The organism is Burkholderia cepacia (assembly GCF_029962485.1).
Lineage (GTDB): Bacteria > Pseudomonadota > Gammaproteobacteria > Burkholderiales > Burkholderiaceae > Burkholderia.
Genome location: NZ_CP073637.1, coordinates 2,344,199 through 2,358,920 on the forward strand (window position 1 = coordinate 2,344,199; position 14,722 = coordinate 2,358,920).

Sequence of the window (14,722 nt, forward strand, 5' to 3'; positions counted from 1 at the left end):
TTCGTCGATCGGGCGTCCATCTTATTTCGACCGCGACGAGGCGGTTGACGAAGTGCCTCGCAGCACCGCGCCTACGGCACACCATATGTCGTTGCGCCCACGTTCATCGAGACGCTTTCGACGTGGCTAGTCGACCGGATGACGGCCGCGCCGATTGCAGCCGACGCACTGAACATGCCGATCGCCGTCGTCAATGAACGTTAAGCACGCGCTCGCCCTGCTTTGGGTTGCTGACAATCCATCCGGCCAGGTCAAGCGTCGGATCGAGGTTGCCAGCGGCCGGCCGCGATCTCCGACAACTGGCCGGATGGCGAACTTCGAGCAGTCCCGGTCGGGCCACTGGTAAACTCGGGCAACCCAAGCAACAACTTCATGCCTGACCTATGACCACGCTGTCGCCCGACGCCTTCGCCGGCCACACTCCGATGATGCAGCAGTACCTGCGCATCAAGGCCGACCATCCCGACACGCTTGTCTTCTACCGGATGGGCGACTTCTACGAGCTGTTCTTCGAAGATGCGGAAAAAGCCGCACGCCTGCTCGACCTGACCCTCACGCAGCGCGGCGCGACGGCCGGCACGCCGATCAAGATGGCCGGCGTGCCGCATCACGCGGTCGAACAGTACCTGGCGAAGCTTGTGAAGATGGGCGAATCGGTCGCGATCTGCGAACAGATCGGCGATCCCGCCACGTCGAAGGGGCCCGTCGAGCGCAAGGTCGTGCGCGTCGTCACGCCCGGCACGCTGACCGATGCCGCGCTGCTGTCCGACAAGAACGACGTGTACCTGCTCGCGATGTGCACGGGCCACAACAAGCGCGGCGTCGCGGTCAATGTCGGCCTCGCGTGGCTGAACCTCGCGAGCGGCGCACTGCGGCTCGCCGAAATCGAACCCGATCAGCTCGCAGCTGCGCTCGAACGCATCCGGCCGGCCGAAATCCTGACGCCGGACGGCGCGACCGACGCCGTGCCCGCAGGCGCGGGCGCAAGCAAGCGCGTACCGGCCTGGCACTTCGACATCGCATCGGGCACGCAGCGCCTGTGCGACCAGCTCGACGTCGCGAGTCTCGACGGATTCGGCGCGCACTCGTTGACGAGCGCATGCGGCGCGGCCGGCGCGTTGCTGCTCTATGCAGCGGCGACGCAGGGCCAGCAGCTGCGGCACGTGCGCAGCCTGAAGGTGGAGAACGAAACCGAATACATCGGGCTCGATCCGGCCACGCGCCGCAACCTCGAACTGACCGAGACGCTGCGCGGCACCGAATCGCCGACGCTGTATTCGTTGCTCGACACCTGCTGCACGACGATGGGCAGCCGCCTGCTGCGTCATTGGCTGCATCACCCGCCGCGCGCGTCGGTTGCCGCGCAATCGCGCCAGCAGGCCATCGGCGCGCTGCTCGATGCGCCGGCGAACGCGAGCCTCGATGCGCTGCGCAGCGCGCTGCGCCAGATCGCCGACGTCGAACGGATCACCGGGCGTCTCGCGCTGCTGTCCGCGCGCCCGCGCGACCTGTCGAGCCTGCGTGACACGTTCGCCGCGCTGCCGGCGCTGCGCGAGCGCATCAGCGCGATCGTCGCGAATGCCGATGCGCTCACGCGCGTCGATGCGGCACTCGCGCCGCCCGCCGAATGCCTCGACCTGCTGACCAGCTCGATTGCGCCCGAGCCGGCCGCGATGGTGCGCGACGGCGGCGTGATCGCGCGCGGCTACGATGCCGAACTCGACGAACTGCGCGACATCTCGGAGAACTGCGGGCAGTTCCTGATCGATCTCGAAGCACGCGAACGCACGCGCACCGGCATCGCGAACCTGCGCGTCGAATACAACAAGGTGCACGGCTTCTACATCGAAGTCACGCGCGGCCAGACGGACAAGGTGCCCGACGACTACCGCCGCCGTCAGACGCTGAAGAACGCCGAGCGCTACATCACGCCCGAACTGAAGACCTTCGAGGACAAGGCGCTTTCCGCGCAGGAACGTGCGCTCGCGCGCGAGCGCGCGCTATACGACTCGGTGCTGCAGGCGCTGCTGCCGTTCATCCCCGAGTGCCAGCGCGTCGCGTCGGCACTCGCCGAGCTCGACCTGCTCGCCGCCTTCGCCGAACGCGCGCGCGCACTCGACTGGGTCGCACCGACCTTCACCGACGAGATCGGCATCGACATCGAACAGGGCCGCCACCCGGTCGTCGAAGCGCAGGTCGAGCAGTTCATCGCGAACGACTGTCGGTTCGGCACCGAGCGCAAGCTGCTGCTGATCACCGGTCCGAACATGGGCGGCAAGTCGACGTTCATGCGGCAGACCGCGCTGATCGCGCTGATGGCTTACGTCGGCAGCTACGTGCCGGCGAAGTCGGCGTGCTTCGGTCCGATCGACCGGATCTTCACGCGCATCGGCGCAGCCGACGATCTCGCGGGCGGCCGCTCGACGTTCATGGTCGAGATGACCGAGGCCGCGGCGATCCTCAACGACGCGACGCCGCAAAGCCTCGTACTGATGGACGAGATCGGCCGCGGCACGTCGACGTTCGACGGCCTCGCACTCGCGTGGGCGATCGCGCGCCACCTGCTCGCACACAACGCGTGCTACACGCTGTTCGCGACGCACTACTTCGAGCTGACGCAGTTGCCAGCGGAATTCCCGCAGGCGGCCAACGTCCACCTGTCGGCCGTCGAACACGGCCACGGCATCGTGTTCCTGCACGCGGTCAACGAAGGACCGGCGAACCAGAGCTACGGCCTGCAGGTCGCGCAACTCGCCGGCGTCCCGGCACCGGTGATCCGTGCCGCGCGCAAGCACCTCGCCTATCTCGAACAGCAGTCGGCATCGCAGCACACGCCGCAACTCGACCTGTTCAGCGCACCGCAGGCGATCGTCGACGATCTCGAATGCGCAGATGCACCGGCCCGACCCGACGCACCGCATCCGGCGCTCGACAAGCTGCGGGACATCGATCCTGACGATCTCAAGCCGCGCGAGGCGCTCGATCTGCTGTACGAACTGCGCACGCTGGTCCGGTCGCACGATGCCGACGGGCACGCGTAAGCGCGTCTCGCCGGGCCTGCCGGCCCGCGCAGCCGCCGCGCTCGTCGCGGCGTTACTTGCGCTCGCGCAGGCCGGTGCGCAGGCTGCACCGCCGAAGCGCACCACCGCGCCCTACTCGTTCGCGGTTGTGTCGGGCGTCATCAACGTCCCGGCGGACGAACCCTCCGCCCAGCGGCTGCTCGATTCGATCGCGCGCGAGCGCAACCTCGCTTTCGTCGTCTATGCGGGCGATCTCAAGGGTTCGAAGGAAGCGTGCCGCGATGCGCTGTATTCGCAGCGCGGCGCGATCCTGGATTCGGCGCGCGTGCCGCTCGTGTTCATTCCCGGCCACGACGACTGGCTGACGTGCAACACGGCAGCCGGCGGCGGCTACGATCCGGTCGAGCGGCTCGACTTCCTGCGGCAGACGCTGCTCGCCGACTCCGCGCTGCCCGATCCCGGCGGGCTGCAGATCACGCGGGAAAGCGAAGTCGCACGGTTCCGGCCGTATCGCGAGAATGCCCGCTGGATGCGCGACGACATCGTCTACGTCGCGCTCAACGCGCCGGCGCCGAACAATCACTACCTGACGGCCGGCGGCCGCAACGGCGAATTCGAGGATCGCATCATCGCGAACGGTTTCTGGATCGACCACGCGGCCGAATACGCGAAGCGGCGCGAAGCGCGCGCGATCGTGGTGATTTTCGAAGGCGATCCGCAGTTCGAACGCTATGAACGCGCGGAACGCTTTGCGTGGCTGCGTTTCAACCGGCCGCGCGTACGCGACGGCTTCCGTGAACTGAAACGAACGCTGGTGAAGGCTGCGGCGACGTTCCGTGGCCCGATCCTGGTGATGCACGCGAGTGGCGAACCGCTGAACGGCTTCCTGATCGACCGGCCGCTGCGTGCCGATGATGGTGAGCTGATAGGAAACGTGACGCGCGTCGCGATCGGACCGCGCCATCCGGCGAATCAGTGGGTCAAGGTGAGCGTGTCGCCGTCACGGCAGACAATCTTCAACGTGAGCCTGCAGGAGGTGCCGAAGAACCTGCCTGTGCCGCCCGCGCTGCCGCTCGTGCCGCACGACGACGTACCGCTGCCACAGATGCCTGAAATCCCTGCGTTGCCGGCGTTGCCCGACTCGTCGTCGGTCGCGCCGCCGCTGCAGGGTGACGGCGCCGCCCCGGGCGGCGCGTCGTGGCCGGTGCCGCCCCCTGCATCGGGGCCGGCGCCCGGCCTGCCTGCTAGCTCAGTGCAGGGTACGCCCTGACGGCGCTTCGCCGTCTTCGTCTTCGTCCTCGTCGACGATTTCGAGCCCTTCCGCGCCATGCGCGTGCTCATGCTCGATTTCGTCTTCGGTGGCTTCGCGAACGTCCTTCACGGTCAACGCGAAACGCAGCGCCATGCCGGCCAACGGGTGATTGCCGTCGAGCACGACCTTGTCTTCGGCGACGTCGGTGACCGTATAGATCAGCGAATCGACTTCCTCGTCACCGTCTTCCGGCGTGCCTTCGAACTGCATACCCACTTCGAGCGGCTCGGGAAAACGATCGCGCGGCTCGATCTTCACGAGTTCGGGATCGTAGTCGCCGAACGCGTCCTGCGGCTCGAGCTGAACCTGCGCCTCGTAGCCCGGCTCGTGGCCGTCAAGCTGTTCCTCGATCTTGGGGAACGTGCCATCATAGCCGCCGTGCAGATAGACCATCGGCTCGTCGCTTTCCTCGATCAGATTGCCCTGTGCATCCGACAGCTTGTAAGTGACCGACACGACGGTGTTTTTTGCGATTTTCATCCAATTCTCCCAAATACAACTCTCATTATACGATGCGCAACCGGTCTCAAGCCGAACCGCGGGATACCGCTGCCGCCCCGCTCGGCGCGCCGCCTTCCGATCTTCCCACACCGCTGCTCGGCGGTCTCACGCCGGCGCAATTCATGCGCGGCTACTGGCAGAAGAAGCCGCTGCTGATCCGTCAGGCGATCCCCGGCGTTGCGTCACCGGTCTCGCGCGACGCGCTGTTCGAGCTTGCCGCCGACTATGACGCGGAATCGCGACTGATCACCCATTTTCGTAACAAGTGGCAACTGATGCACGGCCCGTTCGAACCGGGCTCGCTGCCGGCCGTCACGCGCAAGGCGTGGACCCTGCTCGTACAGGGGCTCGACCTGCACGTCGACGCGGCGCGCGCGCTGCTCGACCGCTTCCGCTTCATCCCCGACGCGCGGCTGGACGACCTGATGATCTCGTATGCGACGGACGGCGGCGGCGTCGGCCCGCATTTCGATTCATACGACGTCTTCCTGCTGCAGGTCGAAGGCCGGCGCCGCTGGCGCGTCGGTGCGCAAAAGGACCTGTCGCTGCAGCCGGACGTGCCGCTGAAGATCCTCGAAAACTTCGAGCCGAGCGACGAATGGGTGCTGGAGCCCGGCGACATGCTTTACCTGCCGCCGCACATCGCGCACGACGGCGTCGCCGAAGGCGAGTGCATGACCTGCTCGATCGGCTTCCGGGCGCCGTCGGCCGGTGAACTGGGCGCCCAGTTCCTGTACTATCTCGCGGAGCGCGGCGGCCTGCGCGACGGGGGCGGCGACGATCTCTACCGCGACCCGAAGCAGCCGGCCGTCGATACGCCCGCGCAATTGCCTCCGGCGATGGTCGAGCGTGTCGCCGAGATCGTCGATGCGATCCGCTGGCGCAAGCGCGACGTCGCCGAATTCCTCGGTTGCTACCTGAGCGAGCCCAAGCCGAACGTCGTTTTCGACCCGCCGGCGCGCCTGTTGTCCGAGTCCGCGTTCGTCACGCAAGCTTCACGACGTGGCGTGTGTCTCGACAGAAGGGCCGCATTGATGTATAACGCGCGCTCGTACTTCATTAATGGTGAGGAAGGACCGCTCGAGCAGGCCGGTGAATGGCTGCCCGAACTGGCCAATCAACGCCAGATGGAGGCGAAACGGTTTGTAACACTATCCCGGGTTCCCTCAATGACAGCCTTGTTGCACGAGTGGTATTGTGCGGGCTGGATACGGGTCGGAAACCGGAATTAGTGTGAGTCGCCCCGTATGCCCGTACGGATCAAATTCTGTATGGGAAAGACAACGTATTGACCCCGCATTTGTCGACGGTCGATAGGAAAGTGCATATAATTTCCGCCCAAGCCGTAGGGAAGATTCACGCTCTAAGAAGTGCATCTCCACCAGCGGCCCAGGTCGGTGTTGGAGCACATTACCGGTATTGTTTCGCGCTGTTGCTTACCTTTAACCATAAAAGGACGTGATCATGAAGAAATCCCTCCTCGTAGCTTCCCTGTTGGCTGCTGTTGCACTGGCTGCTTGCAACAAGAGCGCTGATCAAGCTGCTTCGTCGGCTGCAAGCGACGCGGCTGCTGCTGCTTCGACGGCTGCTTCGGCAGTTGCTGGTGCAGCGAGCGACGCTGCTGCCGCTGCTTCGTCGGCAACGGCTGCTGCGAGCGACGCTGCTGCTGCAGTGGCGTCGGCTGCTTCGGCAGCGACGGCTGCTCCGGCTTCGGGCGCAAGCCAGTAAGCCTCAGCGTCAGCTGAAAAAAAACCGGCCCGAGGGCCGGTTTTTTTACGTCTGCCGTTTCCGTACATATCGCCCGGCAGCCGCACAGAGCCGCCGTAGCGGCCCTGCCCCGCTCATCCGAGCATCAGCCAGTCGAAGCCCGCGTCCTGCGAGGCCACGATCACGTCCTCCCCATCCGTCCCCAGTACGCCGCCGAACGCCCGGCGGGCCAGTTCCGGCAGGTTGTTCTGCTGGCTCAGGTGCGCCGCGACCAGATGCTTGAGGCGGCTGCGTTCGAGCGACGCGAGGATGTCGGCCGCCGCGTCGTTGCTCAGGTGCCCATGGTTGCCGCCGATCCGCGCCTTCAGCGACTGCGGATAGCGGCTCGCGGCCAGCATCGCGGTATCGTGGTTGGATTCGAGCACCAGCGCGTCACAGCCGCTCAGGACGGCCGTAATGTGCGGCGTGGCCATCCCGACGTCCGTCAGCACGCCGAGCCGGCTGCAGCCATCCATGAACACGAACTGGAGCGGTTCCCGCGCATCGTGGGGGACCGTATAGGGCATCACGGCCAGATCGCGTATCGCGGCCGTCTCGTCGCCCCACAGCACGTGGAGATCGACATCGGCCTCGTCCGCGCCGACCGCGCGCGCGGTGCCCCAGCTCATGTAGAGCGGCAGCGACGCACGACGGGCGAGCGTCAGCGCGCTGCCGACGTGGTCGCTGTGTTCGTGGGTGATGAGGATCGCATCGAGATCATCGATGCCGAGATTCAGTCGGCCGAGCCGGCGCTCGACCTCCTTGGCGGAAAAGCCGCAGTCGAGCAGCACGCGGGTGGTCGTCGTGCCGCTCGAGGCCTCGACGACCAGCGCGTTGCCTTCGCTGCCGCTTCCGAGGCTGGCGAATCGCACGCGCTCAGTTCAGTTGTGCGTGCAGCAGCGAGATGATCCGCTGCGCGTCCGACGAGTTGTCGACCTGGCCGTTTGCGCCGACCACCGCGACCTGCGTGCCGCCGGCGCCTTGCGCGCGCACGTTGACGAGGAATTCCTTGCCCGGCTTCGCCGCCGACGGACCGCCGTAGAACAGCTTGCCGAACAGGCCGTCACGCTTGAGCTCTTCCATCGTATTCGCGTAGCGCACGGTATACATGCCCTTCTCGCGGTCGCGATTGTCGACCGTGAAGTTGGTGCGGTCGAGCGCCAGGCCCACACGCAGCCACGCGCGATCGAACGACTCGGCCAGCTGCAGCGTCGCCGCGCCGCCGCTCGTGTCGCTGACCTGCGCCGGCGCCGTCGCGGGATGCGCGTCGGTCAGCAACTGCTTCGCCTGCGCGTCGGTCAGGCCGAACTTCTGCATCAGCTTCGACAGGAAGACGGCTTCGAGCACCGGGTTGCGCGGACGCTCTTCCCAGCGCGACGACGTGCCGCCCTGCGGGCCGACCATCATTTCTTCCATCGCGCTGTGCGTGATCGAGATGTCGGTATTGCCGTCCGACGTGCGGTTCACGAGCGTGCGGAAGCGGTCGCGCGTGCCCGACGAGTAGGCGAAATCGATGACCTTGCCGATCGTGCGGCGGAACCAGTCGTCCGGAATGTTCGCGCGGTTTTCGGCCCAGTCGGTCGCCATGATGCCCGTCGACGGCGCATCGGTCTTCAGCGAGAAGCCGTTCTCCTGCCAGAACTCCTTCAGGATCGGCCACAGCTGCTCGGGCGTCCGGCCATCGACGACGAGCCAGCGGCGATCGCCGTCGCGCTCGATATGCATGCCGAGCGGATCCTGCGCGCTCGGGATGCCGTCGGTCGCGTTGCCGGCCTGCGTCGTGACCCGCGGCGGCAGCGTACCGAGCCCGGCGTTGCTCGGCGGCGCAACGAACTGCTGCGTCGTCGGCACCGGCTTCAGGTCGCTCGGCACCGCGAGCGGCGGCGCCGAACCGGTGTTCTTGTAGTTGACCCGGTCGGGGGCCAGGTAGTCGTTCAGCGTATCGCAGCCAGCGAGCGCGCCCAGCGCCAGCGCCACCACCGACAGCTGGATGGCGCGAGAGGAAATGGCGAAACGTTTCATGAAATCCTTCGTCTTGCTAGAACGCTCGTCAGGAGCGGCGCCGGACGGAGCCGGCCGGTGCGGGTTGATCAGGGGTCGAGCCGGCGACCGCAGGACGCGGCCGCCTCGGCATCAGAGAACGCCGGCCTCGACGAGGGCCGAACGCACGGCGTCGTGGCAGCGCTCGTCGAGCGCCGTGAGCGGCAGCCGGATACCGCCCTGCATCTTGCCCATCGCCTGCAGCGCCCACTTCACCGGGATCGGGTTCGCCTCGATGAACAGGTTCTTGTGCAGCGACAGCAGCTTCATGTGCAGCGCCCGGGCGGTCTGGACGTCACCGGCCAGCGCCGCGCGGCACAGGTCGCTCATCGCACGCGGGGCGACGTTCGCCGTCACCGAGATGTTGCCGTGGCCGCCGAGCAGCATCAGCGCGATCGCGGTCGGATCGTCGCCGCTGTAGATCGCGAAATGCTTCGGTGCGGCCTTGATCAGGTGCGCAGCGCGATCGATGTTGCCGGTCGCTTCCTTCACGCCGATGATGCCCGGCACTTCCGCGAGGCGCAGCGTCGTTTCGTTCGCCATGTCCGCGACCGTACGGCCCGGCACGTTGTACAGGATCACCGGCAGGTCGACCGCTTCGGCGATCGTCCGGAAGTGGCGGTACATGCCTTCCTGCGTCGGCTTGTTGTAGTACGGCACGACCTGCAGCGTCGCGTCCGCGCCGACCGCCTTTGCGTGCTTAGTCAGCTCGATCGCCTCGGCGGTCGAGTTGCCGCCCGCGCCCGCGATGATCGGGATGCGTTTTGCCGCATGCTCGACCGCCGTGCGGATCATCAGGATGTGCTCTTCGACGTTGAGCGTTGCCGACTCGCCGCTCGTACCGACCACGACCAGCGCATCGGTGCCTTCCGCGATGTGCCAGTCGATCAGTTTGCGAAACGCCGGCAGGTCGAGACTGCCGTCTTCGAGCATCGGGGTGACGATCGCGGGGATGCTGCCGCGGATTTGAATGCCGTCTTGGGTGCCGTTAGCCATGAAACGCGATTGAATGTGTACCGGTAAACGTTGAGATTGTAGCGGATTAGCCGGGCAGTTCGTAACGTGGAATTCCCGCCCCCGCCTTCGGGGTCGCGCCCTCGCGCACCGCGCAGAGACGCTGGACGAACGCCTCGCGCGGCGCGGCGACGAAACCGTCCTCGTACGCGACCACCCGCAGGCGGCCGTGCACGGCGTCCAGCAGCTCGCCCGGGGCGAGCAGGAACGCGGGGTTGGACGGTTTTCCGACCGTTTCGTTTCCTTGCGCGAAGGTTTCGTAGATCAGCACGCCGCCCGGCACCACTGCATCGAGCAGATGGGGCCAGAGCGGACGATGCAGGTAGTTCGTGACGATCACGGCCGCAAACCGCTCGCCGGCCGGCAGCGGCCACGGCGCGCCTTCGAGATCGGCCGCGCGAGCCTCGACGCCGGGAATCGTGCGCAACGCGGCCAGCGCGACCGGATCGCGGTCAAGCGCGACGACCGGATGCCCATGCGACGCGAACCAGCGCGCATGGCGGCCGCCGCCCGCGGCGACATCGAGCACGGCGCCGCCGGCCGGCACGAGCCGCGACCATTGCGCGACCCAGCGCGACGGCTCGGCCTGAGCGACGTGACCGCCCGCGGCGGCAATGACGGATTCGCTCATGCGCCGGATCAGTTGTACGACAGGCCCATCGCGTCGCGCACGTCACGCATCGTTTCCGTCGCGTACTTGCGCGCCTTGTCGCAACCGTCCGCGACGATCGCGCGCAGCAGCGACGGATCGTCCATGTACTTCTGCGCGCGCTCGAGCATCGGCTGCTGTTCGCGCAGGATGCCTTCGACGACCGGCTGCTTGCAGTCGAGGCAACCGATACCCGCCGAGCGGCAGCCCTGCTGCACCCACTCGTGCGTCGCTTCGTCCGTATAGACCTGGTGCAGCTGCCACACCGGGCACTTGTCCGGATCGCCCGGATCGGTGCGGCGCACGCGCGCGGGATCGGTCGGCATCGTGCGGACCTTCTTCGTGATCGTCTCGGCGTCTTCGCGCAGGCCGATCGTGTTGCCGTACGACTTGGACATCTTTTGCCCGTCGAGGCCCGGCATCCGCGATGCCTCGGTCAGCAGCGCCTGCGGCTCGACCAGGATGATCTTGCGCGCGCCTTCGAGATAGCCGAACAGGCGCTCGCGGTCGCTCATCGACAGGCTCTGCGATTCCTGCAGCATCGCGCGCGCCTGTTCGAGCGCCTCGTCGTCGCCCTCCTGCTGATACGCATTGCGCAGCTCGTGATAGAGCTTCGCACGCTTGCCGCCGAGCTTCTTCGCGGCTTCGAGCGCCTTCTCCTCGAAGCCGGGCTCACGGCCATACAGGTAGTTGAAGCGGCGCGCGATCTCGCGCGTCATCTCGACGTGCGGCACCTGATCCTCGCCGACCGGCACGAGCGAGCCGCGATACAGCAGGATGTCGGCCGCCATCAGCACCGGGTAGCCAAGGAACCCGTAGGTCGACAGGTCCTTGTCCTTCAGCTTCTCCATCTGCTCCTTGTAGGTCGGCACGCGTTCGAGCCAGCCGAGCGGCGTGCTCATGCCGAGCAGCAGCGCGAGTTCCGCGTGCTCGGGCACCTTGCTCTGGATGAACAGCGTCGCCTGCGCCGGATCGATGCCCGATGCGAGCCAGTCGATCAGCACGTCCCACACGTTCTTCTCGATGACCTCGGGAGTCTCGTAGTGCGTCGTCAGCGCATGCCAGTCGACGACGCAGAAGAAGCACGGGTACTCGGACTGCAGCTTCACCCAGTTTTTCAGCACGCCGTGGTAATGACCGAGGTGCAGCGACCCGGTGGGTCGCATGCCGGAGAAAATACGTTCTGGGAACATGATTGTCGTTAGAAAAGCGAGGCGAATGGGGACAGGATGGCGCTCAGGACGGCGTAGCCGACGTTGACGAGCGGGCGCAGCCAGAAGTTCGTCAGCACGCCCGTCGCGACCAGCGCGAGGACGATGATGAAACCGTACGGCTCGATGCGCGACAGCGCGATCGATTGCTTCGGTGGCAGCAGCGCCGCCAGGATGCGGCCACCGTCGAGCGGCGGCAGCGGAAACAGGTTCAGCACGCCGAGCACGAGGTTCGCGCTGACGCCGGCAAGCGCCATCCGCGTGAAGAACGGCTCGTCGATGCCGACGGCGGGCAGCACGAGGGTCAGCAGGCCCCAGACCAGCGCCTGCACGAAGTTGCAGGCCGGGCCCGCGAGCGACACCCACAGGCTACCCCAGCGCGGGTTGCGCAGGTTGCCGAACGAAACCGGCACCGGCTTCGCATAGCCGAACAGGAACGCGCCGCCCGTCAGGAAGTACATCACGAGCGGGATCGCGATCGTGCCGAGCGGATCGATGTGGCGCATCGGGTTGAACGACACGCGCCCCATCACGTAGGCGGTGTTGTCGCCGAGCAGGCGGGCGGCGTAGCCGTGCGCGGCCTCGTGCAGCGTGATCGCGAAGATCACGGGCAGCGCGTAGACGGCGATGGTCTGTATCAGGGAAGCATCCATATCGCGTTATTGTAACAAGCGCACTCGCGCAAAATTGAACGGCCCGCTCATGCGGCCGAGAGGCCGAACGGTTCCAGCGCGCCGCGCCCTGCGCGCACGAGCTCCGGCTCGTCGCCGGTCAGGTCGATCACCGTCGACGGTTCGCGCGGGCACGCGCCGCCGTCGATCACGAGGTCGACCTGCTTCTCGAGCCGCGTGCGGATTTCTTCGGGATCGTTGAGCGGCTCGTCGTCCGGCGGCAGGATCAGCGTCGTGCCGAGCAGCGGCTGGCCGAGCGATTCCAGCAGCGCGAGCGTGATCGCGTGGTCGGGCACGCGCAGCCCGATCGTCTTGCGCGACGGGTGCGACAGCCGGCGCGGCACTTCCTTCGTCGCCTGCAGGATGAACACGTAGGGACCCGGCGTCACCGACTTGATCTGCCGGTACTGGCGATTGTCGACCATCGCGAAGTTCGCGAGCTCCGACAGGTCGCGCACGAGCAGCGACAGGTGCTGCTTCTCGTCGAGGCCGCGAATCCGGCGCACGCGTTCGACCGCATCCTTGTCGTCGAGATGACACGCGAGCGCATAGCTCGAATCGGTTGGCATCGCGATCACGCCGCCCTTGCTGATGATGTCCACGGCCTGCTTGATCAGGCGCGGCTGCGGATTATCCGGATGAATCCTGAAGAACTGGGACATGGGGGTACGTAAAGGGGGAAGAATCGGCAACGCACGGCAGCACGGGCGGCGGTCAGCCGCCCGGCGTCAGAGCCAGCGCTCCCAGACCGGTGTGAGGTCGGACGGCAACGGCGGCAGGCTGCCGAGCTCGATACGGCCCTCGCCCGGCGCGTGGAAATCCGAGCCGCGCGACACTTCGAAGCCGAAGCGGCGCGCAACCTCCGCGTATTCGCGGTACTGGTCGGGCGTATGACTGCCCGTGATGACTTCAATCGCGCGGCCGCCCAGATCGATGAATTCGCCGAAGAATGCGTCGAATTCGACGGGCGTGTAGCGGTAGCGGCCCGGATGCGCGACCACGGCTTCGCCGCCCGCCGCGCGAATCCAGCCGACCGCGTCGGACAGCGATGCCCAGCGATGCGGGACGAAGCCGGGCTTGCCGTCGCCGAGCAGCCGGTCAAACACGTCCGACGTCGATTCGGCGTGGCCGTTCTCGACGAGAAAGCGCGCGAAGTGCGTGCGCGAGATCAGGTCGGGATTCGAGACGTACTTCAGCGCGCCTTCGTACGCGTCGGGAATGCCGAGCGTCGCAAGCTGCTCGCCGATCGCCAGCGCGCGCGCCGCGCGGCCGTGGCGCGTGCGATACAGACCGTCGACCAGCACCGGGTTCGCGGGATCGATGTTCAGGCCGACGATGTGCACGGTGCGCGCCGCCCACGTGACCGAAATCTCGACGCCGCTCAGGTAACGCATGCCGAGCGCTTCCGCCTCGCTGCGTGCCGCCGCCTGGCCGCCGATTTCATCGTGATCGGTCAGCGCCCACAGGGTCACGCCGCCCGCATGCGCGCGGCGCGCGACGTCGGCAGGCGACAGCAACCCGTCGGAAACATTGGAATGGCAGTGGAGATCGGCGTTCATTGTCGGCATGGCAGGTAAGGCTTCATTCTACTGCAACGCGGCAATTGCGCCGCTCGCCTGCCCTGCCGACCGCATCGCGCGCCTACGCGCAGAACGCCTCGATCAGCGCCGCGATCTGCTCGGGCTGGTCGTGATGCACCATGTGGCCGGCGTCCTCGACGAGCTTTTCGCGCCAGTCGGGGAACGCGTCGAAGCGCGCCTTGAATTCGGGCAGCGGGATGTCGCCGGCGATATGCGCGAGCGTCGGCGAATTGACGGCTTCGACGTGCAGCACCTTCGCCCGCACCTGCTTCCAGGTAGCCATCACTTCATCGAGCCGGTACAGCAGCGGGCCCGGCATCTTGTGCGCCGGATCGGCCAGCAGGTGGTAGAGACCGTCGTCGCCGCGCTTCGACCAGTGCTCGGCGAGGAACGCGGCACGTCGCGGGGCGAGCCGCGGATTGGTCTTGATCAGGCGCGCCGCCACGTCGTCGAGGGACGCGTACGGCCGCAACGCCGGCGGCTCGCGCAGTTCGTCCAGCCAGCCGCGCAGCCGGCGCGGCGCCTGTTCAGCCCGGGCAGGCGCGAGCCCGAAGCCTTCGAGATCAACTACGCGACGCACGCGTTCAGGCCGGGCGCCGGCGTACAGGCACACGACGTTCGCGCCCATGCTGTGCCCGACCAGGTTGACTTCGCCGGCCGGCGCATAGTGGTCGACCAGCGCATCGAGATCACCCAGGTATTCGTGGAACCAGTAGTGGCCGCCGCCCTGCCGGGCCACCGGCCAGTCGGACAGCCCGAAGCCGCGCGCATCGGGCGCAATCACCTGCCAGTCGCCCGCGAGCGCGTCGACGACGAACTGGAACGATGCCGCGACGTCCATCCAGCCATGCAGCATGAACAGCATCGGCGCATCGGGCCGGCCCCAGCGCCGCACATGCAACTGGACACCGCGCACCGTGACGAAATCGGAAACAGAACTCGAGGCACTCATTGCAACCGCCAAAAAAAAGAATGGTC

General features: G+C 66.8%; 14 protein-coding genes and 1 pseudogene. 5 read left to right on the forward strand and 10 right to left on the reverse strand.

The window, feature by feature from the left end; all coding sequences use genetic code 11:
• The first annotated feature begins 383 nt into the window (after positions 1-383).
• Both mutS and KEC55_RS10960 read left to right on the forward strand, forming a co-directional pair.
• Positions 384-3,041 (forward strand): DNA mismatch repair protein MutS, encoded by a 2,658-nt coding sequence (mutS, locus tag KEC55_RS10955; protein WP_282505504.1) that lies wholly within the window; start codon positions 384-386, stop codon positions 3,039-3,041.
• Positions 3,022-4,290, forward strand: coding sequence for a hypothetical protein (locus tag KEC55_RS10960; protein ID WP_282505505.1), 1,269 nt, complete (start codon positions 3,022-3,024; stop codon positions 4,288-4,290). Before mutS ends, KEC55_RS10960 begins: the two co-directional genes overlap by 20 nt.
• On the opposite strand, the gene KEC55_RS10965 is transcribed toward KEC55_RS10960, so the two are convergent.
• A complete protein-coding gene (locus KEC55_RS10965) occupies positions 4,270-4,812 on the reverse strand; it encodes an FKBP-type peptidyl-prolyl cis-trans isomerase (protein ID WP_175045517.1) in 543 nt (180 codons plus the stop codon). The two genes, KEC55_RS10960 and KEC55_RS10965, sit on opposite strands and share 21 nt — an antisense overlap.
• Before the next feature lie 32 nt (positions 4,813-4,844).
• Between KEC55_RS10965 and KEC55_RS10970 the strand changes: the two genes are divergently transcribed.
• From KEC55_RS10970 to KEC55_RS10975, 3 genes and pseudogenes are all read left to right on the forward strand, one after another.
• Complete coding sequence (locus tag KEC55_RS10970) at positions 4,845-6,065, forward strand: cupin domain-containing protein (RefSeq protein ID WP_282505506.1); 1,221 nt, start codon at positions 4,845-4,847, stop codon at positions 6,063-6,065.
• A 56-nt stretch (positions 6,066-6,121) separates the two neighbouring features.
• Positions 6,122-6,368 (forward strand): annotated as a pseudogene (locus tag KEC55_RS35040) (hypothetical protein).
• The gene (locus KEC55_RS10975) at positions 6,298-6,561 is read left to right on the forward strand and encodes a hypothetical protein (RefSeq protein WP_034195863.1); all 264 of its coding nucleotides are present in this window, start codon (positions 6,298-6,300) and stop codon (positions 6,559-6,561) included. The pseudogene KEC55_RS35040 and the gene KEC55_RS10975 overlap by 71 nt, the downstream one beginning before the upstream one ends.
• Before the next feature lie 113 nt (positions 6,562-6,674).
• On the opposite strand, the gene KEC55_RS10980 is transcribed toward KEC55_RS10975, so the two are convergent.
• The 9 genes from KEC55_RS10980 to KEC55_RS11020 all read right to left on the reverse strand — a co-directional run bounded on the left by KEC55_RS10980 (position 6,675) and on the right by KEC55_RS11020 (position 14,696).
• The gene (locus tag KEC55_RS10980; RefSeq protein ID WP_282505507.1) at positions 6,675-7,451 is read right to left on the reverse strand and encodes an MBL fold metallo-hydrolase; all 777 of its coding nucleotides are present in this window, start codon (positions 7,449-7,451) and stop codon (positions 6,675-6,677) included.
• 4 nt (positions 7,452-7,455) lie between these two features.
• Positions 7,456-8,601 carry an outer membrane protein assembly factor BamC gene (bamC, locus tag KEC55_RS10985; protein WP_176047443.1) on the reverse strand — a complete coding sequence of 382 codons (1,146 nt, stop codon included), beginning with the start codon at positions 8,599-8,601 and terminating at the stop codon, positions 7,456-7,458.
• A gap of 111 nt (positions 8,602-8,712) precedes the next feature.
• Positions 8,713-9,615: a 4-hydroxy-tetrahydrodipicolinate synthase gene (gene dapA / locus KEC55_RS10990; RefSeq protein WP_059233738.1), complete on the reverse strand. Its 903-nt coding sequence runs from the start codon at positions 9,613-9,615 to the stop codon at positions 8,713-8,715.
• 46 nt (positions 9,616-9,661) lie between these two features.
• Positions 9,662-10,264 (reverse strand): class I SAM-dependent methyltransferase, encoded by a 603-nt coding sequence (locus KEC55_RS10995; protein WP_282505508.1) that lies wholly within the window; start codon positions 10,262-10,264, stop codon positions 9,662-9,664.
• A gap of 8 nt (positions 10,265-10,272) precedes the next feature.
• Positions 10,273-11,475 carry a tryptophan--tRNA ligase gene (locus tag KEC55_RS11000; RefSeq protein WP_175906273.1) on the reverse strand — a complete coding sequence of 401 codons (1,203 nt, stop codon included), beginning with the start codon at positions 11,473-11,475 and terminating at the stop codon, positions 10,273-10,275.
• Positions 11,476-11,483: 8 nt separating this feature from the next.
• On the reverse strand, positions 11,484-12,146 hold the full coding sequence (locus KEC55_RS11005; RefSeq protein WP_282505509.1) for a site-2 protease family protein: 663 nt from the start codon (positions 12,144-12,146) through the stop codon (positions 11,484-11,486).
• Between the two features lie 47 nt (positions 12,147-12,193).
• Positions 12,194-12,826, reverse strand: coding sequence for an L-threonylcarbamoyladenylate synthase (locus tag KEC55_RS11010; protein ID WP_176047446.1), 633 nt, complete (start codon positions 12,824-12,826; stop codon positions 12,194-12,196).
• A 66-nt stretch (positions 12,827-12,892) separates the two neighbouring features.
• On the reverse strand, positions 12,893-13,723 hold the full coding sequence (locus KEC55_RS11015) for a 3',5'-nucleoside bisphosphate phosphatase (RefSeq protein WP_282507516.1): 831 nt from the start codon (positions 13,721-13,723) through the stop codon (positions 12,893-12,895).
• A gap of 82 nt (positions 13,724-13,805) precedes the next feature.
• Entirely contained in the window at positions 13,806-14,696 is an 891-nt protein-coding gene (locus tag KEC55_RS11020; RefSeq protein ID WP_176047448.1) for an alpha/beta fold hydrolase, read from the reverse strand.
• Between the last annotated feature and the right edge of the window lie 26 nt (positions 14,697-14,722).